The sequence below is a fragment of the Citrobacter sp. RHBSTW-00887 genome, assembly GCF_013728095.1.
Lineage (GTDB): Bacteria > Pseudomonadota > Gammaproteobacteria > Enterobacterales > Enterobacteriaceae > Citrobacter > Citrobacter braakii.
In genome coordinates this window covers 4,174,717-4,199,403 of sequence record NZ_CP056267.1, presented here as the reverse complement: position 1 = coordinate 4,199,403, position 24,687 = coordinate 4,174,717, and the positions used below count along the sequence as shown (strand labels likewise).

General features: G+C 52.5%; 26 protein-coding genes. 17 read left to right on the top strand and 9 right to left on the bottom strand.

Translation table 11 applies throughout. The annotated features are described in order from the left end of the window. The first annotated feature begins 4 nt into the window (after positions 1-4). From fliF to HV314_RS20105, 6 genes are read left to right on the top strand one after another with little or no spacing between them, the layout of a single operon-like run. A complete protein-coding gene (fliF, locus tag HV314_RS20130; protein WP_142417612.1) occupies positions 5-1,684 on the top strand; it encodes a flagellar basal-body MS-ring/collar protein FliF in 1,680 nt (559 codons plus the stop codon). Continuing rightward, positions 1,662-2,678: a flagellar motor switch protein FliG gene (locus HV314_RS20125; RefSeq protein ID WP_003838846.1), complete on the top strand. Its 1,017-nt coding sequence runs from the start codon at positions 1,662-1,664 to the stop codon at positions 2,676-2,678. The genes fliF and HV314_RS20125 overlap by 23 nt, the downstream gene beginning before the upstream one ends. Positions 2,679-2,681: 3 nt before the next feature. Continuing rightward, the gene (gene fliH, locus HV314_RS20120; protein ID WP_049281675.1) at positions 2,682-3,392 is read left to right on the top strand and encodes a flagellar assembly protein FliH; all 711 of its coding nucleotides are present in this window, start codon (positions 2,682-2,684) and stop codon (positions 3,390-3,392) included. Further along, entirely contained in the window at positions 3,385-4,725 is a 1,341-nt protein-coding gene (gene fliI / locus HV314_RS20115) for a flagellar protein export ATPase FliI (protein WP_103283497.1), read from the top strand. Before fliH ends, fliI begins: the two co-directional genes overlap by 8 nt. A 2-nt stretch (positions 4,726-4,727) precedes the next feature. Then, the gene (locus tag HV314_RS20110; protein ID WP_019076076.1) at positions 4,728-5,171 is read left to right on the top strand and encodes a flagellar FliJ family protein; all 444 of its coding nucleotides are present in this window, start codon (positions 4,728-4,730) and stop codon (positions 5,169-5,171) included. Then, a complete protein-coding gene (locus tag HV314_RS20105) occupies positions 5,168-5,563 on the top strand; it encodes an adenylyltransferase/cytidyltransferase family protein (protein WP_047498478.1) in 396 nt (131 codons plus the stop codon). The genes HV314_RS20110 and HV314_RS20105 overlap by 4 nt, the downstream gene beginning before the upstream one ends. Before the next feature lie 17 nt (positions 5,564-5,580). Here the strand turns inward: HV314_RS20105 and HV314_RS20100 are convergent, their stop codons facing one another. The 9 genes from HV314_RS20100 to flgA all read right to left on the bottom strand — a co-directional run bounded on the left by HV314_RS20100 (position 5,581) and on the right by flgA (position 15,561). Then, complete coding sequence (locus HV314_RS20100; protein ID WP_181546548.1) at positions 5,581-6,783, bottom strand: sulfatase-like hydrolase/transferase; 1,203 nt, start codon at positions 6,781-6,783, stop codon at positions 5,581-5,583. Position 6,784: 1 nt separating this feature from the next. Beyond that, positions 6,785-8,053 (bottom strand): ATP-grasp domain-containing protein, encoded by a 1,269-nt coding sequence (locus HV314_RS20095; RefSeq protein WP_181546546.1) that lies wholly within the window; start codon positions 8,051-8,053, stop codon positions 6,785-6,787. Continuing rightward, positions 8,050-9,099: a DegT/DnrJ/EryC1/StrS family aminotransferase gene (locus HV314_RS20090; RefSeq protein WP_275405682.1), complete on the bottom strand. Its 1,050-nt coding sequence runs from the start codon at positions 9,097-9,099 to the stop codon at positions 8,050-8,052. The genes HV314_RS20095 and HV314_RS20090 overlap by 4 nt, the downstream gene beginning before the upstream one ends. A 68-nt stretch (positions 9,100-9,167) precedes the next feature. Further along, complete coding sequence (locus HV314_RS20085) at positions 9,168-10,334, bottom strand: glycosyltransferase family 2 protein (RefSeq protein WP_142417615.1); 1,167 nt, start codon at positions 10,332-10,334, stop codon at positions 9,168-9,170. Further along, positions 10,270-12,831 (bottom strand): glycosyltransferase, encoded by a 2,562-nt coding sequence (locus HV314_RS20080; RefSeq protein WP_181546544.1) that lies wholly within the window; start codon positions 12,829-12,831, stop codon positions 10,270-10,272. The genes HV314_RS20085 and HV314_RS20080 overlap by 65 nt, the downstream gene beginning before the upstream one ends. Before the next feature lie 56 nt (positions 12,832-12,887). After that, a complete protein-coding gene (locus HV314_RS20075; RefSeq protein ID WP_181546542.1) occupies positions 12,888-13,832 on the bottom strand; it encodes a lysine-N-methylase in 945 nt (314 codons plus the stop codon). A gap of 133 nt (positions 13,833-13,965) precedes the next feature. Then, positions 13,966-14,394 (bottom strand): flagellar protein FlgN, encoded by a 429-nt coding sequence (flgN, locus tag HV314_RS20070; RefSeq protein ID WP_181546540.1) that lies wholly within the window; start codon positions 14,392-14,394, stop codon positions 13,966-13,968. Positions 14,395-14,406: 12 nt separating this feature from the next. After that, a complete protein-coding gene (gene flgM / locus HV314_RS20065) occupies positions 14,407-14,694 on the bottom strand; it encodes a flagellar biosynthesis anti-sigma factor FlgM (protein WP_016151838.1) in 288 nt (95 codons plus the stop codon). Between the two features lie 96 nt (positions 14,695-14,790). Beyond that, positions 14,791-15,561, bottom strand: a complete 771-nt coding sequence (gene flgA / locus HV314_RS20060) for a flagellar basal body P-ring formation chaperone FlgA (protein WP_181546538.1) — start codon at positions 15,559-15,561, stop codon at positions 14,791-14,793. An 82-nt stretch (positions 15,562-15,643) separates the two neighbouring features. Here flgA and flgB point away from each other — a divergent pair, with 82 nt between their 5' ends. The 11 genes from flgB to flgL all read left to right on the top strand — a co-directional run bounded on the left by flgB (position 15,644) and on the right by flgL (position 24,686). Then, positions 15,644-15,991 carry a flagellar basal body rod protein FlgB gene (flgB, locus tag HV314_RS20055; protein ID WP_016151840.1) on the top strand — a complete coding sequence of 116 codons (348 nt, stop codon included), beginning with the start codon at positions 15,644-15,646 and terminating at the stop codon, positions 15,989-15,991. Positions 15,992-15,993: 2 nt separating this feature from the next. Continuing rightward, a complete protein-coding gene (gene flgC, locus HV314_RS20050; RefSeq protein WP_016151841.1) occupies positions 15,994-16,425 on the top strand; it encodes a flagellar basal body rod protein FlgC in 432 nt (143 codons plus the stop codon). Then, the gene (locus tag HV314_RS20045) at positions 16,425-17,291 is read left to right on the top strand and encodes a flagellar hook capping FlgD N-terminal domain-containing protein (RefSeq protein ID WP_181546537.1); all 867 of its coding nucleotides are present in this window, start codon (positions 16,425-16,427) and stop codon (positions 17,289-17,291) included. Before flgC ends, HV314_RS20045 begins: the two co-directional genes overlap by 1 nt. A gap of 26 nt (positions 17,292-17,317) precedes the next feature. After that, a complete protein-coding gene (gene flgE / locus HV314_RS20040; RefSeq protein WP_016151843.1) occupies positions 17,318-18,520 on the top strand; it encodes a flagellar hook protein FlgE in 1,203 nt (400 codons plus the stop codon). Between the two features lie 9 nt (positions 18,521-18,529). Continuing rightward, on the top strand, positions 18,530-19,267 hold the full coding sequence (locus tag HV314_RS20035; RefSeq protein ID WP_016151844.1) for a flagellar basal body rod protein FlgF: 738 nt from the start codon (positions 18,530-18,532) through the stop codon (positions 19,265-19,267). Positions 19,268-19,297: 30 nt separating this feature from the next. After that, entirely contained in the window at positions 19,298-20,083 is a 786-nt protein-coding gene (flgG, locus tag HV314_RS20030) for a flagellar basal-body rod protein FlgG (RefSeq protein WP_019076088.1), read from the top strand. 68 nt (positions 20,084-20,151) lie between these two features. Next, positions 20,152-20,817, top strand: coding sequence for a flagellar basal body L-ring protein FlgH (gene flgH / locus HV314_RS20025; protein WP_049040809.1), 666 nt, complete (start codon positions 20,152-20,154; stop codon positions 20,815-20,817). A gap of 14 nt (positions 20,818-20,831) precedes the next feature. Further along, on the top strand, positions 20,832-21,953 hold the full coding sequence (locus tag HV314_RS20020; protein WP_016151847.1) for a flagellar basal body P-ring protein FlgI: 1,122 nt from the start codon (positions 20,832-20,834) through the stop codon (positions 21,951-21,953). Between the two features lie 8 nt (positions 21,954-21,961). Continuing rightward, a complete protein-coding gene (locus tag HV314_RS20015) occupies positions 21,962-22,264 on the top strand; it encodes a rod-binding protein (protein ID WP_029139422.1) in 303 nt (100 codons plus the stop codon). Positions 22,265-22,362: 98 nt separating this feature from the next. Beyond that, complete coding sequence (flgK, locus tag HV314_RS20010; RefSeq protein WP_047498449.1) at positions 22,363-23,739, top strand: flagellar hook-associated protein FlgK; 1,377 nt, start codon at positions 22,363-22,365, stop codon at positions 23,737-23,739. Positions 23,740-23,756: 17 nt separating this feature from the next. Then, complete coding sequence (flgL, locus tag HV314_RS20005; RefSeq protein WP_181546535.1) at positions 23,757-24,686, top strand: flagellar hook-associated protein FlgL; 930 nt, start codon at positions 23,757-23,759, stop codon at positions 24,684-24,686. Position 24,687 lies beyond the last annotated feature (1 nt).

Sequence of the window (24,687 nt, the reverse complement as noted above, 5' to 3'; positions counted from 1 at the left end):
CGCTATGAATGAATTAATAAAAAAACTCACTCAGTTTTTACCCTCGTTCTCTTTTCGCCTGGATGGTAATAAACGTCTGGCGTTACTGGCGGCAGCGGCCATTGCGGCGACAGCCATTATTGTCAGCGTGCTGTGGAACAGCAATCACGGCTATGTTTCGCTGTACGGTAGTCAGGAACATCTCCCGGTTTCACAAATAGTCACCGTGCTGGATGGTGAAAAGCTGGAATATCGTATCGACCCGCAAAGCGGGCAAATTCTGGTTCCGGAAGAGGCGCTGTCGAAAACGCGGATGACGCTGGCGGCGAAAGGCGTGCAAGCCATGCTGCCCAGCGGCTACGAGCTGATGGATAAAGACGAAGTGCTGGGCGCCAGTCAGTTTGTGCAGAACGTCCGCTATAAGCGGAGCCTGGAAGGTGAACTGGCGCAGAGCATCATGACGCTGGACGCCGTTGAGAGTGCCCGCGTGCATCTGGCGCTGAATGAAGAGAGTTCATTTGTCGTCAGCGATGAGCCACAAAACAGCGCTTCAGTAGTAGTGCGTCTGCATTATGGCAGCAAGCTGGACATGGACCAGGTAAATGCCATTGTGCATCTGGTGTCCGGCAGTGTGCCTAATTTGAATGCGTCGAAGGTTAGCGTTGTCGACCAGGCGGGGAATTTACTGTCCGACGGCATTGGCGCGGGAGAAGCCGTTTCTGCGGCGACGCGTAAGCGCGACCAGATCCTCAAAGATATTCAGGATAAGACCCGCGCCAGTCTCGCAAATGTCCTCGACTCGCTGGTCGGAACCGGCAATTACCGCGTGAGCGTGATGCCGGATCTCGATCTGAGCAATATCGATGAAACCCAGGAGCACTACGGTGACACGCCGAAGGTTAATCGTGAAGAAACGGTACTCGATAGTGATACCAACCAAATCGCCATGGGGATCCCCGGCTCGCTGAGCAATCGTCCTCCGTTGGCGGCAAACCAGGTGGGAAATGGCGCCGCAGGGACGACGCCTGAGGATTCTCGCCAGCCAGCCGCGCTGTCAAAACATAGCGAGAACAAACGCGACTACTCCTGGGACCGTAGCGTTGAACATATCCAGCACCCTGGATTCGACATCAAACGTTTAAATGTGGCCATAGTCCTCAACCAGAGCGCGCCGGCATTAAAGAACTGGAAACCGGAACAAACCACGCAGCTGACGGCGCTGTTGAATAACGCTGCCGGGATTGATGCAAAGCGTGGCGACAATCTGTCCTTATCCCTGCTCAACTTTGTGCCGCAGTCGATCCCCGTCGAGCCGACGCTGCCTTTATGGAAGGATGACAGCATTCTGGCCTGGGTTCGCTTAATTGGCTGTGGCCTGCTGGCGTTACTGCTGCTGCTGTTTGTCGTGCGCCCGGTCATGAAACGTTTGACTGTCGAGCGCCGTCGGACCTCTACGCCTGAACTGGCGCTGGACGCCGCACCGATCGCGATCCCTGCGGACAAGCCCCATTTTGCGGCTGCTGAAGATGAACGCAAAAATATCGAACTGCCTTCTTTCCCTGGTGACGACAGCTTGCCTTCGCAGAGTTCCGGCCTGGAAGTGAAGCTGGAGTTCCTGCAAAAACTGGCGATGAGCGACACCGATCGCGTAGCTGAAGTTCTCAGACAATGGATTACCAGCAATGAGCGAATTGACAATAAATAACGGCAGTAACAACAGCTACCTGGAACAGGCCGCAATTTTATTGCTGTGTCTGGGCGAGGAGGCGGCAGCCACGGTGATGCAAAAGCTCAGCCGTGAAGAGGTGGTTCGTCTGAGTGAAAATATGGCGCGTCTGTCTGGCGTGAAAACCAGCATGGCGAAAAAAGTGATCAATAACTTTTTTGATGAGTTCCGCGAGCAGAGCGGCATCAACGGTGCCTCGCGTTCCATGCTGCAAGGGATCCTCAATAAAGCGTTGGGAACAGAAATCGCCAGCAGCGTGATCAACGGCATTTATGGTGATGAGATCCGCTCGCGGATGGCGCGTTTACAGTGGGTGGAACCGCGCCAGTTGGCGATACTGATCTCAGAAGAACATTTGCAATTGCAGGCCGTCTTCCTTGCCTTCCTGACGCCGGAGATCTCGGCCACGGTACTGTCTTACATGAATGAGTCGGTGCAAAACGAGATCCTCTATCGGGTTGCCAAGCTCAACGATGTGAATCGCGATGTTGTGGATGAGCTGGATCGGTTGATCGAACGTGGGCTGTCGGTGCTGTCCGAACATGGTTCGAAAGTGAAGGGAATCAAGCAGGCCGCGGATATCGTTAACCGCTTCCAGGGTAACCAACAGGTGATCCTCGATCAGCTGCGTGAACGCGATGAAGATGTTCTTGAGCAGTTGCAGGACGAAATGTACGACTTCTTTATCCTGAGCCGCCAAAGTGATGAGGTGCGCCGTCGTCTCCTTGATGAAGTACCGATGGAAGACTGGGCTGTGGCGCTGAAAGGTACCGAAGCGCTGTTGCGCCGGTCGATTTATGCCGTGATGCCTAAGCGTCAGGTACAACAGCTGGAGGCGATAACGTCGCGCCTGGGTCCGGTTCCGGTGAGCCGTATTGAACAGATCCGCCGAGAAATCATGGGGATTGCCCGCGAGCTTGAGGAAGCGGGTGAAATTCAGCTTCAGCTGTTTGCTGAACAGACGGCGGAGTAACACATGGCGATTGAAACCATTCGTGGTCGTTACCGACTGCACCGCTTTCCTCCTCGCCAGCGCCATTTGCAGGCTGAACAGCTCACGCCGGGGATCACGCCTGCGGATTATCAGCGCCAACTGATGGACGGCTTCCAGGAAGGCCTGCAAAAAGGCTTTGAACAGGGGATGACGGAAGGTCAGGAGCAGGGCTTTCAGGAAGGTCATCAGAAGGGGCACGATGAAGGCCGTCGTCAGGGATACACTGAAGGCAGCCTGGCCGGGCAACAGGAAGGGCGTAAGCAGTTTGAGCAAGCAGCGCAACCGCTGGAAGCCATCACTGGCAAAGTGAACGACTACCTGGCGCACATTCAGCGTAAACAGCGGGAAGACCTGCTGCAACTGGTTGAAAAGGTCACTCGCCAGGTGATTCGTTGCGAGTTGGCGCTGCAACCGACGCAGTTACTGTCGCTGGTTGAAGAGGCGATTTCGGCCTTTCCTGCGATGCCTGAGTCGCTACAGGTCCTGCTAAGTCATGAAGAATTTAACCGCATTAAAGATGCAGCCCCGGAGAAGGTCACTGAATGGGGGCTGACCCCATCACCCGATCTGCAGGCGGGCGAGTGTCGGGTGATTACCGATAAATCCGAGCTGGATATTGGCTGCGAACATCGACTCGACCAGTGTATGTCGGCGCTCAAAGAGTCGCTTCTGCCGGAGCCGACGGGTGAGTGACCTGTCCAGCGTTGACAACGCGCTGCGTTCCATTGAGTCGATCCCTTTAGCCCGGGTTGCCGGGCGACTGGTGCGCGTAAACGGCATTTTGCTGGAGAGCGTGGGCTGTCCGCTGGCGACCGGCCAGCTGTGCCGCGTCGAAAGCGCCGACCATACGTTGATCGACGCGCAGGCGGTGGGGTTTAACCGCGATATCACCTACCTGATGCCCTTCAAGCATCCCGTCGGACTGATGGCGGGTGCGCGCGTTTTCCCCGAAGAAAAAACCCAGGAGATCCTGATCAGCGAAAGCTGGCTGGGGCGGGTAGTCAATGGCCTGGGCGAACCGCTGGATGCCAAAGGGCGTCTGACGGGCAATGACGTATTGCCGCCTCAGGCACCTTCCATTAACCCCCTCACGCGTCGGTCGGTGAACCAACCGCTGGATGTTGGCGTTAAAGCAATCAACGGTCTGCTAACTATCGGCAAAGGCCAGCGCGTGGGCTTGATGGCCGGCAGCGGCGTGGGAAAAAGCGTACTGCTGGGGATGATCACCCGCCAGACCAAGGCCGACATCGTGGTGGTGGGGTTAATTGGCGAGCGTGGCCGCGAGGTGAAGGAGTTTATCGATCACGCTCTGGGCGCGGAAGGGTTGGCAAAATCAATTATCGTGGCGGCGCCTGCGGATGAGTCGCCGTTAATGCGTTTGAAAGCCACCGAGCTTTGCCACTCTATTGCCGCCTGGTTTCGCGATCGCGGACATCACGTTTTACTGCTGGTGGATTCGTTAACCCGTTATGCCATGGCGCAGCGCGAGATTGCGTTATCACTGGGTGAACCTCCGGCGACGAAAGGCTATCCACCGTCGGCGTTTGGCATGATCCCAAAGCTTGTGGAAAGCGCTGGCAACAGTGAAAGCGATGGGTCAATGACCGCCATTTATACGGTGTTGGCGGAAGGAGACGATCAGCAGGATCCGATCGTCGACTGCGCGCGTGCGGTGCTGGACGGGCACATCGTTCTGACCCGTAAGCTGGCGGAGGCCGGACATTATCCGGCTATTGATATCGGGCAGTCGATCAGTCGATGCATGACCCAGGTAACGCCCCAGGCGCATCAGCAGTCGGCCCGCCTGCTCAAACAGAACTATGCCGCCTATATGGAAATTAAGCCGCTGATCCCGTTGGGCGGATATGTTGCAGGAGCCGATCCCGGCGTGGATAAGGCCGTCAAAGTGTTCCCCGCCATTGAGCGTTTTCTGCGCCAGGAAGTCAGTGAACCGGCCTCTCTGGAGCTGGTGCAAAGCCGCTTACAGGCCCTTTTCCCGCAGGCAAAGAAAACGGAAGGTAAATAATCATGCGGCAAATTATCGATACCCTGGCGCAACTGCAGCGCCTGCGGGATAAATCAGTCAAAGACATGACGGTACAGCTGGCTAAACAGCAACAAGTTTGCATCGGTTTTGACAATAACATCAAAGCGCTGGGCTACCTGATTCAAAAAACCGGCACTGGCGTGGAGGTGCCTTGCGTTGAATCACTCAAAAATGTGACCGGATACAAAGGCACGCTGCGCACGGTTATTGCCTGGCAAGAGCAGGAGAAAACGCTGGCTAAAATCAAAGAGCAGCGTATTCAGAAAAACCTGGTGTCAGCGGCATGTGAAGAGAAAATTGTCGCCATGACGCTCGATGATAAGCGCGATGAACTGAGCAATGAGGCACTGGTTAAAGAGCAAAAAGCCGTAGATGAAATTGCCGCACAATGCTGGCTAAGACAGAAGACGCTGGGAGTAGTATGAAAACGATCATTACTTTCGGCACCTTTGATGTTTTTCATATCGGGCATTTGCGTATTCTGCAACGTGCCGGACAGTTGGGGGAGCGACTGATCGTCGGTATCTCTTCAGATGCGCTAAATATGCAGAAAAAAGGCCGGATGCCGGTTTACAGCCAAAGCGATCGCATGGGGATTGTTGCCGGGCTGAAATGTGTGGACAGCGTGTTTCTCGAAGAGTCGCTGGAGAAAAAAGCGGACTATATTCGCCAGTTTAACGCCGATACGCTGGTGATGGGCGATGACTGGGCAGGGCGTTTTGATAGTTTGTCGTACCTGTGCGAAGTGGTCTATTTTCCCAGAACGCCATCGATATCCACCACCTCGATTATTGAGGTGGTGAAAGGATACAAGTGAAGTGTGAGTGGATTTTGTTATTTTGCCGGGTGCACCTGACTTTTATTTTTTATCCAGGTATCCAGTTGCGTTTTCATGTCATGTAGATTTTGTGCGATAAGCGGTACCATTTCTGCTGAGAAAAAATGTTGCATATGTGGATGGATCCCGCCAGTACGTTGTCTGTGCGCTTTCTCAAGATCAAGGTATGCTTCCCCTGATTTTTTATATTTGATTAACGGTAATATATCAAAATGATTTGTCGGGTCAGCCTTCCATAAAAACATCTTCAGTTGATCATCAATTTTCATTACATGGAAGTGCTCGGAAGTGATGGCATACCCTTTCCTGAGGGGGCTTCCGTCGTGCTGACTTTTCTGCTGGGCAAATAAATTGCGGCTATAACAAAAACGGCGTTGTGGCGTTAATGCGAAAGTGTGGGGTTCAGTCTTTTTCGCCACAGCTATATCAAGGAGGGTCAGTACCGTATTATAGATATCAACCATGCTAACCATATGGTTTAAATCAACGGCTTTCATTCCTGGACAAAAAATAAACGCAGGCGTATGTACTAATGGCGTGTAGGGTTCAATACCATGCGTATAGCCACCATTAAATCCGTGCCCCCAAAAGTCATCGCCATGATCGCCAAAGGCGACGATCATTGTATTATCAAGTTTTTTGGCTTCCAGCAGCATTTTAATGGTCTGTCCGACCATAAAATCCATGCTTTGGTAGCCACGCTGCCAGCGTTCGAGGCTGTTAGCGCCACCTTTTTTAATGTCATCGTAATAACAAAGGTGGCTACTGAGGTTCCACAGATAGAGCGCAAAGGGTTCCGGCCGGGAAACGACCTGCTGCATTTCTGCCAGCATTTTTTTCGACGTGTCGTACCAGTTAAAGGTATCCGTTTCACTCCAGATAGCATCGACATTTGCCCAGTTTTTTGGGTATCCCATGCCCGCAGTGGTGTATCCGTGCTGCTTTAAAACATCGAAAAGTGCAGGGTTGTGGCGATGGATGGAGATGTTCTCCTCAAGATGGGTGTTATGCTCTAACGTATTGTCGTCCCCATGTAAAAGGTCGCTTAATGCCATCAGTGAGGAGGTTGCACTAGAGATAAAATTATTGAATCGCAGTGATTGGTTATAGATCTTATTAGTGAAAGGAAACCACTGGCGATGGTTAAAAATCGTGTGGTTCAGACTTTCAAGGTGCAAAAATATAATATTCTTCTTCATATTATTCACAAATTAATAGTTCGAGCATGCTGATGTCGAATACGGGAATAGTAGTAACAGAGTAAACTTCTTGCCTTTCACGAAAACTGTCATCGATAAATATGGCGTCAGCCTCGTGAATATAATCACTTTTCTTATCGTCTTTACCCAAGTGGGTGATGGTGTCAAAGAAATTGTTAATCCGCCGTTTCGCCAGTTCAGTATAAATATCACCGGTATGACGCGTGATTAGATGGATTTTTATCCCGTGATTCAGACACTGGCAGAGAAAGGTAAAAACCGGTACGCAGAGTTTATCTTTGAGCACTACGGTATCGTCGTAGTCGATGTAGACATGCCGGTACGTAAAACGATGCGTATAGTGATTGGTTAAACTACGGGTAATTTGCAGGTTTTCACTGAGCGGGCGCAACGTGACGTTAACGCGCATACTTTCGTACAATGTCAGCATGGCGAAATTGATACCATTGACGCGATTGAGCGCCATAGTTCCAGCGATACGTGGAGCAACTTCCAGTAAGGTCAAAATTCCCGAGGTAGAACGCTTTAACTGAAAAAACCATGCGCCGTATAACTGTAATCGCTGTGAAATAGCGTGTGCGTAAGTTTCAACTTCCGGCAGGCTAACTAACGTTGAGGTCATCGCAATACCGGCACGTATCCGCGAGCGTACGCGTGGTTGGCAAAACAGCAACCCCTGCGTGCGATCGGAAAAACAGTCCACGGTAAACTCTTCTCCGTTTAAATATTCACAAATAATCAGGTCATCCCTCTCCGCCAGGATTGATGCCAGTCTCTCCGGGGAATCAACGCGCGAAGCTCCTTGTGCCCCTTGCCCACGGTCGGGTTTGGCAAATACAGGCCAGTGGCTTATCTCACTGAGATCATTGAATATAACGGGAAGAGGGACTGTCCCCTTAAGTGCCTGGTAGGTTTTACTTTTAAACCGCGTGATGCGGCATGCTTCCTGCGACGGGCAGAGTACCGTGGCGGAAAGAGCATCCCGGTTTTCAGACAGAAAAAGAAGAACCTCATCATGAGCCGGAAAAATATAATCAATACTTTCTTGTACCAGTAATGTCTGCAAGGCGGGTAGCCCATCCTGATGCGAAACGTCAGGCACGATATGGTATCCGCAAGCATAATGGCGAGCATGGCTATCGTAGTCGGCACCGGCCAAAACCAGGTTAATGTTTTTCTCGTTGCGCAGAGACAGGTAAATCTCGCGACCAATCTCGGTTCCCGCCGGGAAGATAAGTACATTGATCATGCGGTAATGAGCTCAATAATGGTGCTGAGTTCAGCGGATGTCATATCTGGATAAATCGGCAGGCACAGCACCTGTTCAGCGATTTGGTTTGCTACAGGCAGCGTCTCTTTATTGGCGCCAGACATGTTTTTGTACATGTTGAGATTAGAGAGCAGGGGGTAAAAATAACGACGCGTTAAGATGTTATGGCTTTTCAGATGATCGTATAACGCATCTCGTGACATTTTATAGTCAGGACCCACGAGGATCGGGAAATAGCTGTAGTTACTCTTATGATTAGCGTTGCCTGCAGGAATGAAAATTCCTTGCGTATTGGCTAACTGCTCACGATAACACTTATCGATTTTTTGGCGTTTCGCTATCGCCTCATCCACATACTTTAATTGCAAGAGACCAAAAGCGGACTGAACCTCATTCATTTTTCCATTGATGCCAGGCGCGACAACGGTTAATTCGTCAGCAATACCAAAGTTCTTCAGATAATCGATGCGTTGTTTTGTTTTTTTATCGTAGCTAACGATGGCACCGCCTTCAAAGGTGTTGAACACTTTGGTGGCATGGAAGCTCAGTACGGAAAGATCGCCATGGCGTAGAATGCTTCCGCTACAATCTTCTACTGCAAAAGCATGTGCTGCATCGTAAATAACCGGAATACCGTAATTATTGGATATGTTCTCAATTTCAGCGGTATTGCAGGTTTGTCCGTAGACATGTACCGGCATGATCAATCCCGTTTTGGCGGTAATCGCCGATTCAATCAGGTGCGGGTTGATGTTAAAGCTATGTGGATCAATATCAACAAATACCGGTGTTAACTGGTTCCAGAGAATACTGTGCGTAGTAGCGACAAAAGAATAGGGGGTAGTAATAACCTCGCCCTTAATTCGCAGTGTTTGCATCGCGGCAATTAAAGCGATAGTGGCATTACAAAACAACGAGATATATGGAACGTTCAAATAAGATGCTAATTTTTCCTCTAATAATTGATGCATAACGCCATTATTTGTTAATTGCTTACTTGACCAGATCTCTTGCAGATAGGGCATAAACTCTTCCAGCGGAGGCAGGACGGGTTTAGTGACAGTGATAAGGTTATGTTCTGCTTGTTTCATTGCTAAAGGTCCTGAGTGAATTGTTCACTAATCTGTTGATAATGTTCTGGTAATCTGGTCTTGAGACTAGTAAGAAGCGTGCTTTTTATTTTGCTGTCAGCAATGCTTTTTAACGCCGCAAAATACAATTGAGGTAATATCTCCAGACGAACGTCACAATAGATGATGGCTTGCATAATATGATATTGCGCTTTGTTGACTTCTTTATTGTGAATGGCCGCAATAAACCCCTGGAAATGCAACAAAGGGTCGGTTGGACTTTCAATCAACAGATCGTCAATATCTTGTTTGGCCAGCGTATGATCGGGATGGGCATATTGTTTCCAGCGGCTGTTCATCGCTTCTACCCAGGCGTCTTCATGTTTCCATTGATTCAGGATCATCATCCTGTTTCGGTACATTAATTTGCTGTTATCTCTTCTGTACCAGGTGTTATTGTCATGTCGACGGTAGTAAGCCACTAAACGCCGAGTTGAAATAAAATGCCCCTGCCGGGAAAGTTTCAGAAACATGTCCCAGTCTTCCTGCACCAGATGTGGATCGGAACGCTCAATCTTTAGGTAAGCCTCGCGGCGGATTAACGAGCCGATATAGAGACTAAGATTCCCGGAAACCAGCAGATGATGAAAAACGTCGCCATCAAGAAATAGATCGCTGTAGGGAAAACGCGAACCGTCAGGCATGATGACCTGAATGGCGCTATAGCACATTACACAGTGTGGGTTTTTCTCTAAAACATTAACCTGATGAGAGATTTTGGTAGGAACAATGAGATCATCCGAGTCGACCACGGCAATATATTTTCCCGCAGCCATGTTCATGGCTTCGATGATGGGTTTGTCGCCGGTTTTATCCTTCTGCGAATAATAGTTGGTCTCCCGCAGGATCGTTTTGCAATGATATTTCTGCTGGTATTTTTTTATGATATCGACGGACCGGTCGGTAGACGCATCATCAACGATAATGACTTCGGTATTTTTCCATGTCTGGTTAAAGACGCTATCCAGCGCCTCTTCGAGGAAAGCGCTGTGGTTATAACTGGTAACGATAATACTCACTAAAGGCGTTGGCATAGCGTAATCTCTGGCGAAAATTATTGTGTTATCAACTAAATAACTTCTGTTGCAGACTAAGCAGTAACGTATTGCTCTGCTGTTGGGACGACGCATCGATGAGCTCTACGATCTCCTGAGCCGCCCGTTTCCCCGCCTGACCATCCCTAAACGCATCGCAATAATGGTGGCGAATCTCCTCCAATGGCGCTTCCAGACCAGCCCAGTCAAATGCGGATGACAGGGCGTGGCGCAACGTCTGTATATCCTGTGCCACCGGGAGAACATCGCGAATACGCTGATCAGCGCTGTCAGGGTTAGAGAAACTTTGTTGACCATCCAGCAGCAAGGGCATCTCTGGCCAGCTCAGTAAAATGACGCGTTTATTCATATGAATGGCGTCAAAAATAAAGCCGCTGCTGTCCGTCAGGACGTAATCCGCCTGCGCGATAAGCGCCAGCAGATGCTGTGGATCGTCAATTCGGTTTTTTAAATAGCGCTGCGCCAGCGCCAGAGAGGTGGCTTCTTCCGGTCTGTGCAGGGTGCCATGATGTAGTTTGGTGACGACATTGTATTCATGACTTAACCGGCTGAGCTGTTCCGCCCAGTGAGGGAGAGAGCTTAGCGCGCCATAGGTTGGCGCATACAGGATGGTCTGCTTTTTCGCATTCAGCTTCAGGCTTTTTGGCAGCGCAGTATCGTAAGTGTGATTATGCCACTCATCGAAACGGGGATTGCCCACCACTTTGGCGCTGCCACCGATATCAAGCGCGTGCTGGCTATAGTGGCTGTAACACAGGATGCGGTGATAAAAGGCGTTCCACCAGGCATGATTCCACTCTTCTTTCGCCAGGCCATACAGGGTGCGTACATGGGTATCCGCCAGCCCGTTCAGCAGTGGCGTGTAGTAAGGGCTGACCAGGCACCGGAAGCGCTGACGGTTCTCAATGACCGCTGAAAGACGCGTACCGCCGAGCGCAGGGTCGTTGATGGCTTTAATCGTCGCGGTCATCTCATCCAGAAACGATTTAGGTATTTTGTCACTGACCAGCAGCGAGCAGGTATGGCCCATCGCCTGAAGCGAGGTAATGATAGGGCGGTAGACCGCGTAGTGCAGCGAGGTTTCCATATAGAAGCCAATGGCATCTATCTGCGTGGATGCCGTAGGAAGCGGGTTGCTTACCAGCGTGCTGACGGTGGCGGGCTTCTTATTGATTTTGTTGAAGTAGTAACCGATGTTATCGGTTTCTTTATTCTCAATATCGCTGTATCCCGCGCGCTGATAGCAGATGCTCGGATAACAGGAGAGCCATTTCCCTTCACGCAGCAGCGGCTGCCATTGCCCTTCGGGCGTATCTGAGAGGTCATGCTCCATCTGCTGAGCCAGCACCGGGTAATAGCTGCTGTTGACCAGATAGGCGCAAACCTTATTGCAGTCGCGGGCATGGATCATGCCATTGAGGCTTTTGAGTTCACGGCCTTGTTTAATTTCTCCGCCGAGGATAACCACTTCCCATGGGAAGCCAGGCAACGCGTTCAGAAGCGAGTTGAGTACCCGGATATGCTTTTCCTGCTTCAGGATCACGCTATCGTCTTCAAGTAGCAGGTAGTTTTTCCAGCCGTTACGCTGTGCCAGTCGCAGCGCCTGCAGATGGGACTGGCGGCGACCAGCCTGGCCGTTAGTGGCAACGGACGCCGCAAGGCGGGTGATCTTTTGCGCCGGGAAATTGAGAAACGCCAGCTCTTGCTGGATGTGTGCTAAACGATCCGGGCGTGAGTCCAGATTCACGATCACCACCTGATCGATGTAATCCCACTGGATCGGCTGATGATGGGTGGCGTTATGCAGACTTTGATACCAGTTTTTCAGCATCGGGTCTGTAATCGCCTGTGCCAGCGAGGTTTCCAGCGGCTCGCTGCTGCCCAGCACAAAGTCTTTATCGAACGTATTTTGGCTGTGCGAGATACAAATAATGGTGCGCTCGCCCGGCAATTGCAGCGGGTTCGCGGTGAATTGATTAGTGAATCCTTCCTCTTCGCCTAAGTTACATTCATCATCGTAACGGTGCTTTTTTAAATAGTTGCGGTGGTAGCAAAAGGTGCCGTTGAGAATGTTCTGCGGGCCAAAGCTGCGGCTTTTGAACACGCGGTTGATATGGCTATACCAGATGGGGATCTGATCGGAACCTGAAATCAACGCCCGGTGGCGCTGCATCATGTCGATAGTGTAGGAGATCTTATCCGCCGGATAATAATCATCGTCATCCATACAGAGAATATATTCGCCTAACGCCAGCGCATTGAGCATGTTGCGCTTTTTTCCCAGCGTCAGTTTTTCCGCATGGTAGATATAACGAATATTGAATTTCTCCGGGTGATTCTGCGTCAGCCTGTCAATGATTGACTGATGGCTTTGTGGGGAATCATCCAGGATCACCAGCTCCCGGCGGTCGGCAGGGTAGTCCTGATAGCGGAACATATACAGCAAATAGGGTAAGAAAGCGCCGCGGTTCCACGTGGGAGTAATGACGCTGACAAACGGTTTTTCGCGACCAGTGTCGAGCGTTTTAACGATGCCGGTCAGGGCGGAACGTGCTTTGGAGGATTCAGACATGGTGATGTGTATTCGCGATTCGAAAAAGGACCGGGTATGTACCCGGCCAACAGGCGCTAACGTGTAATCAGGGAGAACGCCGAGAGCAGAGGATCTCCCGGCAACATATCCAGAATATGCTGACGCAACGAGCGGGCATTCTCGCTGTTGCGCCACGCTTCAAACAGCGCGAAAAGGGCGTAGATTTCGTCATGGCTCAGCGTGGAATCATCCATTGTCCACAGGCAAAATAGGGTGCGAAGCATAAAGATGTCAGCCACCAGCCAGAAGAAGCGCAACAGCGCGCTTTCACTCTCGTGCTGGGGGAAGGTATCGTGATACAGGCGATAAATCAGATAGTTACTGAATATCCATGCGTCATGGGCAAAGTAGCGCTCATAGGTATTTAACCACTGATCCTGCAACTGCTGCTGAAGCATAGCTTCACTGTTTGCATCCTGGAGCATCAGCAGACTTACCTGCAGAGGTAAGGTCAGCTTGCGCGTGCTTTCCGGCAACAGATCCCAATTGAACTCACAACTGCCCATTTGGGTGATCAGCTCCCGCTGCAGCTGGGGCAGGCTGGGCAGTTGCGCGAACTGCTCCTGCAGTTTTCCGCTTTGCGCATGGGCGGCCAGAACCTGCGGCAGCGAGGCCAATTTATCAAGCATAGGATCGCTGTCGCCAGGGCATTTCTCGGAAAAAGAGAGCATGATGCCCAGCGCATACAAGCGCAGTTCCGGCGACAAACCGGGGAGCGTGATGGTATGCAGAGCAGATTGATTAAGTACCTGATCGCGTGGAGATAACGCCGGGCTGTCCGCATCGGCTGCACATTGCGAGGTATGCAGCACAAAGGCGTTGGGATCGCCTAACGCAGCCTGACAGCTGGCCGGATCGGTTAATACCAGACTCTGTCGTACTTCCGTTTTCCAGCGCATTTCGGCCAGCAAAGCGGAATCCGGATGGTGGGATAAAAACAACCGGACAAAGTCAGGTTCATAACAATCAATCATACTCATAATGTGTTCTCAGCAATCCCTAAATTCATAATCTGGCTACATCTGCAATATCCATGCCTGAATTTTTATTGTCTTTATATCAATTAGTTAGGGCATGCGCGGAAAGTCGTTTTCCGCGTCAGGGAAGGAAGGTTTAGCGCTGGTAAATAAAATCCGGCTCGGTGCCTAAAAAAGTCTGAATAAATTCATACTGGCGGATCAGCAACTCGCCGTTTTTTTCGTTGTACGTCTTGCAGCGTTTCGCTTTTTGCTCAAGGCTCTGCCACCAACTCTTTGCGGCATTTTTCTGTAAGCCCGGCAACCAGCTAAATACCTGTTCCATCCCTGCACGATCGACGCTTACGCCCAGCAATTGCAGGATTGAGCGGCGCTGCTGGCTGCTGTTTTGCAACTGCTCATAATGCTGTTGAATCGTCTCATTGACCGCCAACAGCTCTTCACTGGCGCGACGGATCATGCACAGACGTTGTTGTTCCAACTGGTGTCTGAGCGCGTCATATCGCGTCCCGTCCTCCCGGATACCCTGAAGCAGCGTTTTCACCTGCTGTAGCCTGGTACTCACAATTTTGGCCTCTTATTTCTGGAAAAAGCTGAGCATGTCACCAGCCAGTTGCTGGGTATCAACCTGCATGTCGCCTGCGGCCAGCATGGCCTGCATTTGCGCCACTTTGTCGTAATCAACGTCGCTTTGCGGATCGCTGTTCAGCGTTTGCTGCGCCGTTTGCAATCCCGCCTGAGTAATATCGTCAGCGGAAAGCGTCGCGGCGCTGGAGGTAGTGGTCTGCGTGCTGCTCTTGTCTGAACGCGTCTGCCCGGTTGTAGATGCAGGGCGATCGCCTGGCAGAGTCGGGGTAATTTTCATAGCAACCTCGTACATATTTCGTTGGGTTGGTTATCTGTTATTGGCTAAAAGCGACGGTAAGAGAGGAAAACTTTAATCCCATCACAAAAAATCCCTTCACTGCTCAGCCGTCAGTGTGGTGACCACGCCGATATCGTCCACCATCCCGCTAATGATCCGCTGGCTGCTGCTGTTGCGAATTTTTATCACATCCCCTTTGCGCCCGTTCTTCAACGCCACGCCCGGCATCGAGGCGGTAATTCCGGCCGTATGGGAGACGATCATCACCGGTTGGTCGCGTTTGACCAGCACCGGTTGAACCAGTTCGCTCCGGGTAATCGGTTTGCCCGGTTGCAGGGCGCGCTTGCTGGTGAGACCAATCGCCTCATCCATATTTGTCATTAACCCTTCCCGCTGGTTGCTGATATTGAATTTTTTAAGCTGCAGGTCGTTGGCCGTAATTACCGTATCCCGGGCAATCAACGACTTTGGCATCACTACCGGCACCGACACGTCGGGGCGTACCGCAACGTTAAATTGCCAGCCCGCGCTGCCCGGACAACTGACCACAAAGTTCATTCGCGTCAGGGCCATTCCTGGGGATGTGCTGGAGGTGACCTGGGGCGCTGTTGCGCATAGCGCGCTGGTGCTCACCGTTGAGGGAATATAGACGTTGAACGTGTAGCGATAGTCCTGCCACTGCTGTTTTTTCGCCAGCGCGTCAATTTCATGACCGGCGGCAGTTATGACCCGCGCGTTGATCTGTTCCCGGGCGCTGTGCTGAATGGGATGGACGGCGGCATGTACGGGTAAGACACAGCATAACGCCAGCATTATTTCCGCGGCAAAGGGGAAAGAAGGCTTCCTTATGTCGAAGGGGAATTTCATAAAGTCATTTCTCATCAATCACTTAAAAGTTGGCATACATATTGCTAATAACAGCGATATCTACGCAGGAGTGATGTAAGAAATGGGAATCAGTTTTCAGCAGGCATTGGGTGTACATCCGCAGGCAGTGAAGTTGCGTCTTGAGAGGACCGAGCTACTGACTGCGAATCTGGCAAACGTCGATACACCAAATTTCAAAGCTAAAGATATTGATTTTGCCGCTGAGATGCAACGGGCAAGTCGCACAAATGTGCTGCCCGAGGCTGACGTGAAATACCGTGTGCCGATGCAGCCCTCAGAGGATGGCAATACCGTAGAGCTGAATACCGAGCAGGCCCGGTTTTCACAAAATAGTATGGATTATCAAAGCAGTCTGACCTTTTTGAACCTGCAACTTAGCGGTATCAAAGAGGCCATCGAAGGGAAATAACCATGTCGTTTACTGATATTTACCAGATTTCCGGCTCGGCGATGACGGCGCAAACCATCCGTCTGAATACCGTCGCCAGCAACATGGCGAATGCGGAATCTCCCGCCAGCAGCGAGGCGCAGGCCTATAAGGCGCGCAGCCCGGTTTTTGCCGCGGTTTACCACAATAGCCTGATGGGAGGGCATAACCGCCATGCCATTGATGGTGCCAGCGTACAGGTACAGGACGTCATGCAAAGCGGCGGGGCGGTGAAGCGTTATGAGCCACACCATCCTATGGCGGACCAGAACGGTTTCGTCTGGTATCCGGATGTCAATGTGGTCGAGCAAATGGCCGACATGATGTCCGCCTCACGTGATTTTGAAACCGACGTTGATGTGCTGAATAACGTCAAAAGTATGCAGCAAAGCTTACTCAAACTGGGAGAAGTGTAATGAATACCCTGACTCTGTATGCCCAATCTCAGGCGCAGGCTCCTTCTTCGGAGAATACGGCGGTGGCTGAAAATAACGTCGGCGCCACGGCGCAAAGCAGCAATCTGGGAGACAGCAGTTCTTCCTCAACGTCGTCAACAACGAATACCAGCGGGACAAGCGGTACTCCAACCACGACAACGTCCACCGAAACGTCCGCGGTTGATACGTTTTTGACGCTGTTCGTGGCTGAAATTGAAAACCAGGACCCGACCGATCCAACCGATCCTACGGCCTATATCGATCAGCTCTCCTCCATGGCGCAGGTTGCCATGATGGAAGAGATGAGCGTCCAGGCGAACACCAATGCCGTACTGATGAGCAACATTCAGGTGATGGCGCTGGGGAATATGGTCGGCGACGACATCATGGTGCAAACCACCTCGCTGGATATCGAAGACAACAGCCAAGAGATCCAGGGACGCGTGACGCTGGATGACAGTTGTACCGATGTGGATCTGCACTTTACCGATGAAGCCGGTAATGACTACACCGTGTCGCTGATCCCGGAAGGTGGAACCTCCGTCGGGCCCGGCCAGGTTGATTTCGACATCAATCCTGCGGATTACGGCATCCCGCCGGGCGATTACAGCGTATCCGTGGTGACCAATACCGGGGAAGAGGAAGTGCCGATTGAGGTGACGGGAACGGTGGAAGATGTGCGTATTCCGCTCGATGGCAGCACGCCAGTGCTCAACGTTGACGGCGTTGGCGAAGTGCCTTTCACCATGATCACCCAGTTTGGCGTTCCGGACAGCACTGATGACATCACGCCGCCGGATACTGACGACGGCGGCGATAACGCCGACAGCAACACCGTGATCTGATCTCGTTTACATTACAGGAAGAAACAATGAGTTATGAAATTGCAGCGACGGGACTGAACGCCGTCAACGAACAGCTTGATGGCATCAGTAACAACATCGCAAACTCCGGGACGGTCGGGTATAAATCGATGACCACCCAGTTCTCCGCCATGTATGCCGGAACGCAGGCGATGGGCGTGAGCGTGGCGGGTTCGGCACAAAGCATCTCCACCGGCGGCTCTATGGTTTCAACCGGTAATGCGCTGGATCTGGCGATCAACGACGATGGTTTTTTTGTTATGTGCGATAGCGCCGGGAACATCTCCTATACCCGCGCGGGTTCCTTCGTGACGGACAAAAACGGCTATATCGTCAATGCGTCCGGCGATTACCTGCAAGGCTATCCGGTTGATGACAGCGGCACGCTGCAAACCGGCACCGTTACCGATATCCAGATTAAAACCGGCAACATCCCGGCGCAGGCTACGGACAGCATGACCTTCACGGCAAACTTTGACGCCAGTGATGAAACGATCGATCGCGCAACCGTGCCGTTTGATGCCAACAACAGCGATACCTACACCGACAGCTACACCACCACCGTGTATGACTCGCTGGGTAATGAGCACTCGGTTAGCCAGTACTTTACTAAAACGGCGGATAACACCTGGGAAGTGCAATACACCTTTGATGGTGAAGCGCAGAGCGGTGTACCGCCGACTACGCTGACCTTCGACCCAAATACCGGCAAGCTGACGGCTCCAACCACGCCGCAAACCATCACCTTCACCACCGATGAAGCCGCACCGATTTCAATGACGATTGACTACTCCGATTGTACTCAGTACGGCTCTGATTTCTCGGTCACCACCAACGCCGCCACCGGTTATGCCTCTGCGACACAAAACGGCGTGCAGGTGGATGACGACGGTAAAGTGTACGCCACCTACAGCAACGGTGAGCGCATGCTGCAGGGCCAGGTTGTACTCGCCACCTTCCCGGATGAGAACGGACTGGAAGCAGTGAGCGGTACTGGCTGGGTACAGACGGGCGAATCCGGTACGCCGCTGATAGGCACGCCCGGCTCCGGCTCCTGCGGCACGCTCTCCTCCGGCATGCTCGAAAGCTCTAACGTGGATATCACCAACGAACTGGTCAATCTCATGACCGCCCAGCGTAACTACCAGGCGAACACCAAGGTGATTTCCACCAGTACGCAGTTGGATCAGGCTCTCTTCCAGGCGATGTAAGGCTAAGAAATGGATCGGTTGATTTATACCGCGCTGAGCGGCGCCACCCAGACGTTGCAAGAGCAGCAAATTAGCGCCAACAACCTCGCCAACGTCAACACCAATGGTTTTCGCGCGGATATGGCGATGGCGAGTAATGACAAAGTGAAGGGCGGTGGTTTTGATACGCGTTTTATGGCGAAGGAAAGTCCCAGCGGCGTCAATGACAGCACCGGCGTGGCGGAAAAAACCGAGCGCCCGCTGGACGTCGCCATTCAGGGGACGGGCTATATCGCCGTGCAGGATAAAGCCGGAAACGAGGTCTATACCCGCAACGGCAATATTCAGCAAGACGATCAGGGTCAGCTGACCATCGACGGTAACGTGGTGCTCGGAGATAACGGCCCGATTATTTTGCCGCCGAACGCGATTGCCTCTTTCGGCAGCGACGGCACGCTCTCGGTTACGCCTGACGACGGTGATGTTACCGCCACGATGGATATCGATCGGCTGAAGCTGGTGGATATCCCGGTCGCCAATCTGGCGAAAAACAGCGAGGGAATGCTGGTGACGGCGGATGGCGTACCGGCCCAGCGCGATGAAAACATCAAAGTAAGCGGCGGCTTTCTGGAAGGCAGTAACGTGTCTGCGGTGAGCGAAATGATGTCGTCCATTGCGATGAACCGCCAGTTTGAAGCGCAAATCAAGATGATGAAAACCGCTGAAGATCTCAGCGACTCCGGCAACAGGCTGCTACGCGGCTCCTGAGTCGTAGCCTTTAATCAGGGATAAAGTTTTATGAACGCAGCGTTATGGATCAGTAAAACCGGCCTGTCGGCGCAGGATGCTGAGATGAGTGCGATTGCCAACAACATCGCCAACGTCAACACCACGGGCTTTAAGCGTGACCGCGTGATGTTCCAGGATCTGTTTTATCAGACTCAGGAAGCGCCGGGCGCCATGCTCGATCAAAACAACATCATGCCGACCGGAATGCAGTTCGGTAGCGGTGTGCGCATCGTTGGAACCCAAAAAACCTTCACCGAAGGGAATGTGGAAACCACCGACAATGCGATGAACGTGGCCATCATGGGGCAGGGGTTCTGGCAGGTGCAAAAGGCCAACGGGGATATTGCGTATACCCGTGACGGCAATATGCAGATTAACGCCGACGGCGTGCTAACCAACGCCCAGGGGTTGCCTCTGCAACCGGAAATTGATGTTCCCGCAGGCGCGACCAACGTGGCATTTGGCGAAGATGGCACCGTGACGGCGATCCTGCCCGGCGACAGCGATCCGACCGAACTGGGGCAACTGACGCTGGTGAATTTCGCCAACCCGGCGGGGCTTTCAGCCGAAGGCGACAACCTGTATCTGGAAACGGCAGCCAGCGGTCAACCGACGGAAGGTATTCCGGGGGAAGATGGTCTGGGCACCTTGCAGGACAGCGCGCTGGAAGGCTCGAATGTGGATATTGTCAACGAAATGGTGGCGATGATTAACGTGCAGCGCGCCTATGAGATGAACGCCAAAATGGTCTCTGCGGCAGACGATATGCTGCAGTTTATTAGTCAGACGCTGTAATTCAAGAATGTGAAATGCCGGATAGCGGCTTCGCCTTATCCGGCAAATTTAAAGTAAACAGGCAGAACGTGAAAAATTATCTCTGGCTGGTGGTACTGCTGTCCCTGTTAAGCGGGTGCGAATCGCAGGCCCTCCTGGTCAAAAAAAATGACGAATTCTTTGCTCCTCCCAAAACCGAGTTGCCGCCAACGGCGGATGGTCGCGCGGGAGGAGTGTTCGAAACGGGTTACAAGTGGTCGCTGACGGCAGACCGCCGCGCCTATCGGGTGGGCGACATCCTGACCGTGATGCTGGAAGAATCCACCCAGTCGAGCAAACAGGCGAAAACCAATTTCGGCAAGAACAATACCGTTGATATCGGCGCACCGACTCTTTTTGGGCATACCAAAGATAATCTTTCCGCTTCCGTGGACGCCAATCGCGACTTCAACGGGACGGCGACCTCGCAGCAGCAAAACAGTTTACGTGGCGAAATTACGGTGTCGGTGCACTCGGTACAGTCGAACGGCATTCTGGAAATTCGCGGTGAAAAATGGCTCACCCTCAACCAGGGGGATGAGTACATTCGCCTGAGTGGTCTGGTGCGCGCTGATGATATTCAAAACGACAACTCCGTCTCATCGCAGCGCATTGCCGATGCGCGTATCTCCTATGCGGGCCGTGGCGCATTGAGCGATGCCAATGCGGCGGGCTGGCTGACGCGTCTGTTTAACCATCCTCTCTTCCCGATCTAATGCAGGATTTTAATATGCAACACATAAGCGGGCGCTGGATGAAGGCGTTAAACGGCATCGTTATCGCCCTGAGCCTGGTGCTGCCCGGCACCACGCAGGCGCAATCTCTGGAGTCGCTGGTCAACGTCCAGGGGATCAGGGAAAACCAACTTGTTGGCTACAGCCTGGTGGTGGGGCTGGACGGAACCGGGGATAAAAACCAGGTCAAATTCACGAACCAAACTATTACTAACATGCTGCGCCAGTTCGGGGTACAACTGCCGGGTAAAATCGATCCGAAGGTGAAAAACGTCGCGGCGGTAGCGGTCAGCGCGATGCTGCCGCCAATGTACTCGCGTGGGCAGACCATTGATGTCACGGTCTCGTCGATTGGCGATGCCAAAAGCCTGCGCGGCGGTACGTTATTGCTCACCCAGCTACATGGCGCAGATGGGGAGGTTTATGCCCTCGCACAAGGGAGCGTGGTGGTGGGAGGGATGAACGCGACCGGGGCTAGCGGCTCCAGCGTGACCGTGAATACCCCCACTGCCGGACTGATACCGAATGGCGCGTCGGTCGAACGTGAAATTCCCAGCGACTTCCAGATGGGTGACACCATTACGCTTAATCTGAAACGTCCCTCCTTTAAAGATGCCAATAATATTGCGGCGGCGATCAACGCCTCGTTTGGCGGCATTGCTACGGCACAAAGCTCGACCAACGTCAGCGTCCGCGCGCCAACCAGCCCAGGGGCGCGCGTTGCCTTTATGTCTCAGTTAGATGACGTCCAGGTTCAGGCAGAAAAAGTACGCGCCCGCGTGGTGTTTAACTCGCGTACCGGCACGGTGGTGATGGGGGATGGTATTGCCCTGCACGCGGCGGCGGTATCGCATGGCAGCCTGACGGTTTCCATCAATGAAAGCAGCAACGTCAGCCAGCCGAATGCCTTTGCCGGCGGTCGTACGGCGGTGACGCCGCAGAGCAATATTTCGGTGAATCACGCCCGACCGGGGATGATTACGCTGCCTGAATCCAGCAGTCTGAAAACGCTGGTTAATGCGCTCAACAGCCTCGGGGCCACGCCGGACGACATTATGTCTATTTTACAGGCCCTGCATGAAGCTGGGGCACTGGATGCCGATTTGGAGGTCATTTAATGGCCGATATCAAAGTGAATCATAGCGGGGGCATTGACGGTAGCGATGCGTTAATGGGCCCGAAAATTAAAGATAACGATTTGCAGAAAGCCGCCCAGCAGTTTGAAGCCATTTTCTTACGCAACATGCTGAAAGAGATGCGTAAAACCAATGAGATCTTCGACTCCAAAGATAACCCGTTTAACAGCGACTCGGTGCGCATGATGCAGGGGTTTTACGACGATCAGTTATGTAACAGCCTGGCCCAGCAGCACGGTATTGGGATTGCGGCGATGATCGTTAAACAGCTCTCCCCGCATCACAAAGGATAAAGGTTGCGCGGCGGCTTAAGAACTGAGGTTTTTTCGCCGCTTTTAATCGGCAAGGTTGTTAACGACAGACCGGGGAACTGACCGGCGAGGACTCTTTGATGGACATGATTAACATTGGCTACAGCGGCGCATCTACTGCGCAGGTGGAGCTTAACGTAACCGCGCAAAACACGGCGAACGCCATGACCGACGGTTATACCCGGCAGGTGGCCGTCACCAGTACCATTGGCGCCAGCTCAGGCTCGGCGAACAGTGCGGGTAACGGTGTGCAGGTGGACAGTATTCGCCGGGTATCCAACCAGTATCAGGTGAACCAGGTCTGGTATGCCGCCAGCGATTACGGCTATTACAACACCCAGCAGACGTATTTAACTCAACTGGAAACCGTGCTCAGTGATGATAACAGCAGCCTGAGCGGCGGATTTGACAACTTTTTTGCCGCGCTAAACGAAGCCACCACCAGCCCGGATGACTCTGCTCTGCGTGAGCAGGTGATCAGCGAGTCCGGCGCGCTGGCGCTGCGCGTGGATAACACCCTCGATTATATCGATTCGCAAAGCAGTGAAATCGTTAGTCAGGAGCAGGCGATGGTGGCGCAGGTGAATACGCTGACCAGCGGTATTGCCAGCTATAACCAGCAGATCACTGAAGCCGAAGCCAACGGGGATAACGCGTCTGCGCTCTACGATGCCCGCGACCAGATGGTGGAAGAACTGAGCGGCATCATGGATGTTCAGGTCAATATTGATGATGAAGGTAACTACAACGTCACGCTGCAAAACGGTCAGCCGTTGGTGAGCGGGCAAGAGAGTTCCACCCTCGAACTGGAAACCAACGCCGACGGCACGCAGAGCATGTCGCTGACGTTCGCCGGAACCACGTCATCCATGAACACTGATACCGGCGGCTCGCTGGGCGCGCTGTTTGATTATCAGAATGAGGTACTGACGCCATTGACGGGGACGATTAACAGCATGGCAGAGCAGTTTGCCGATGCGGTTAACACCCAACTGGCGCAGGGCTACGACCTGAACGGAAATCCCGGCGAGCCGCTGTTTATTTATGACGAAAACTCCTCGGATGGCCCGCTGGAAGTGAACCCCGATATCACCGCCGATGAGCTGGCGTTTTCCAGTTCGCCGGATGAAAGCGGCAACAGCGATAACCTGCAGGCGCTGATCAACCTCTCAACCGAACCGTTAGATATCGAGGGGCTTGGTAGCGTAACCGTAGGCGAAGCCTGTTCATCAATCATCAGTAACATCGGTATTTACAGCCAGCAAAACCAGACGGAAGCGCAAGCGGCGGCGAACGTGTACTCCGAAGCACAGAACCAGCAGAGCAGCGTCAGCGGCGTCAGCATGGATGAAGAAGCGGTGAACCTCATTACCTACCAGCAAATTTACGAGGCCAACCTCAAAGTTATCTCAACGGGCGCAGATATTTTCGACTCTGTGCTGGAAATGTGTAGTTAATCTGGAGGGCTATTATCATGCGCGTGTCTACCCAACAATCCTATGTGTCTATGACGCAGAGTTTTAACGACCTTTCCAGCGATCTTTCCCACGTTGTCACGCAGATGGCGACAGGGAAAAGTATTCTGCTGCCGTCAGACGATCCTATCGCTGCGACACGAATCACCCAGCTTAACCGCCAGCAATCGGCTCTCGATCAGTATCAAACTAATATTGATTCCGCCTCGGCGGGGATGAGCCAACAGGAGTCTATTCTGGATGGAGTGAATAACGATCTGTTAGCGATTCGCGACGATCTGCTGGAGGCCGCCAACGGCACCAACACCGCCGAGTCGTTATCCAGCCTGGGGCAGGATATTCAGTCGATGACCGAAGCGATGGTCTCGGCGCTGAATTATCAGGATGAAGACGGTCACTATGTGTTTGGCGGGACGGTGAACGATCAACCGTCCATTGTCGCGGTAGATGCGGACGGTGACGGGGTGACCGACAGTTATACCTATCAGGGTAACGACGATCATCGCCAGACCACGGTGTCCAATGGCGTTGAGGTTGATACCAATGTGGCAGTCAGCGATTTCTTCGGCGATAGCCTCGACGTTCTGAACACTCTGACGTCGCTGTCGAAAGAGTTACAGGATCCGTCGGTTGACCCTGCCGATCCGCAGGTGCAAAGCGATATTCAAAATGCCATTGATACGGTGGATGTGGCCTCTGACGCGCTCAACGCCTCTATAGCCACCATTGGTGAAACGCAGAATACGATGAGCATGCTGAGCAGTGCTCAGACGGATATCACTACCTCCAACGATCAGCTTATCAGTCAGTTGAGCGATCTGGATTATGGCCCAGCCTCCATTACCTTTACCGGTCTGGAAATGGCGATGGAAGCCACCTTAAAAACCTACTCCAAAGTGAGTGAGTTAAACCTTTTCAGTGTGATTTAAC

Bases quoted from the DNA above. Each gene is read 5' to 3' on its own strand.
- flgB (WP_016151840.1), top strand. From the start codon at position 15,644: ATGGGAATCAGTTTTCAGCAGGCATTGGGTGTACATCCGCAGGCAGTG.
- flgK (WP_047498449.1), top strand. From the start codon at position 22,363: ATGGACATGATTAACATTGGCTACAGCGGCGCATCTACTGCGCAGGTG.
- flgA (WP_181546538.1), bottom strand. From the start codon at position 15,561: ATGAAATTCCCCTTCGACATAAGGAAGCCTTCTTTCCCCTTTGCCGCG.
- HV314_RS20035 (WP_016151844.1), top strand. From the start codon at position 18,530: ATGGATCGGTTGATTTATACCGCGCTGAGCGGCGCCACCCAGACGTTG.
- HV314_RS20080 (WP_181546544.1), bottom strand. From the start codon at position 12,831: ATGTCTGAATCCTCCAAAGCACGTTCCGCCCTGACCGGCATCGTTAAA.
- HV314_RS20090 (WP_275405682.1), bottom strand. From the start codon at position 9,099: ATGCCCTATCTGCAAGAGATCTGGTCAAGTAAGCAATTAACAAATAAT.
- HV314_RS20075 (WP_181546542.1), bottom strand. From the start codon at position 13,832: ATGAGTATGATTGATTGTTATGAACCTGACTTTGTCCGGTTGTTTTTA.
- flgC (WP_016151841.1), top strand. From the start codon at position 15,994: ATGTCGTTTACTGATATTTACCAGATTTCCGGCTCGGCGATGACGGCG.
- flgM (WP_016151838.1), bottom strand. From the start codon at position 14,694: ATGAAAATTACCCCGACTCTGCCAGGCGATCGCCCTGCATCTACAACC.
- flgE (WP_016151843.1), top strand. From the start codon at position 17,318: ATGAGTTATGAAATTGCAGCGACGGGACTGAACGCCGTCAACGAACAG.
- HV314_RS20105 (WP_047498478.1), top strand. From the start codon at position 5,168: ATGAAAACGATCATTACTTTCGGCACCTTTGATGTTTTTCATATCGGG.
- fliF (WP_142417612.1), top strand. From the start codon at position 5: ATGAATGAATTAATAAAAAAACTCACTCAGTTTTTACCCTCGTTCTCT.
- HV314_RS20095 (WP_181546546.1), bottom strand. From the start codon at position 8,053: ATGATCAATGTACTTATCTTCCCGGCGGGAACCGAGATTGGTCGCGAG.
- HV314_RS20020 (WP_016151847.1), top strand. From the start codon at position 20,832: ATGCAACACATAAGCGGGCGCTGGATGAAGGCGTTAAACGGCATCGTT.
- HV314_RS20110 (WP_019076076.1), top strand. From the start codon at position 4,728: ATGCGGCAAATTATCGATACCCTGGCGCAACTGCAGCGCCTGCGGGAT.
- HV314_RS20085 (WP_142417615.1), bottom strand. From the start codon at position 10,334: ATGCGTCGTCCCAACAGCAGAGCAATACGTTACTGCTTAGTCTGCAAC.
- flgG (WP_019076088.1), top strand. From the start codon at position 19,298: ATGAACGCAGCGTTATGGATCAGTAAAACCGGCCTGTCGGCGCAGGAT.
- HV314_RS20125 (WP_003838846.1), top strand. From the start codon at position 1,662: ATGAGCGAATTGACAATAAATAACGGCAGTAACAACAGCTACCTGGAA.
- fliH (WP_049281675.1), top strand. From the start codon at position 2,682: ATGGCGATTGAAACCATTCGTGGTCGTTACCGACTGCACCGCTTTCCT.
- HV314_RS20045 (WP_181546537.1), top strand. From the start codon at position 16,425: ATGAATACCCTGACTCTGTATGCCCAATCTCAGGCGCAGGCTCCTTCT.
- flgL (WP_181546535.1), top strand. From the start codon at position 23,757: ATGCGCGTGTCTACCCAACAATCCTATGTGTCTATGACGCAGAGTTTT.
- HV314_RS20100 (WP_181546548.1), bottom strand. From the start codon at position 6,783: ATGAAGAAGAATATTATATTTTTGCACCTTGAAAGTCTGAACCACACG.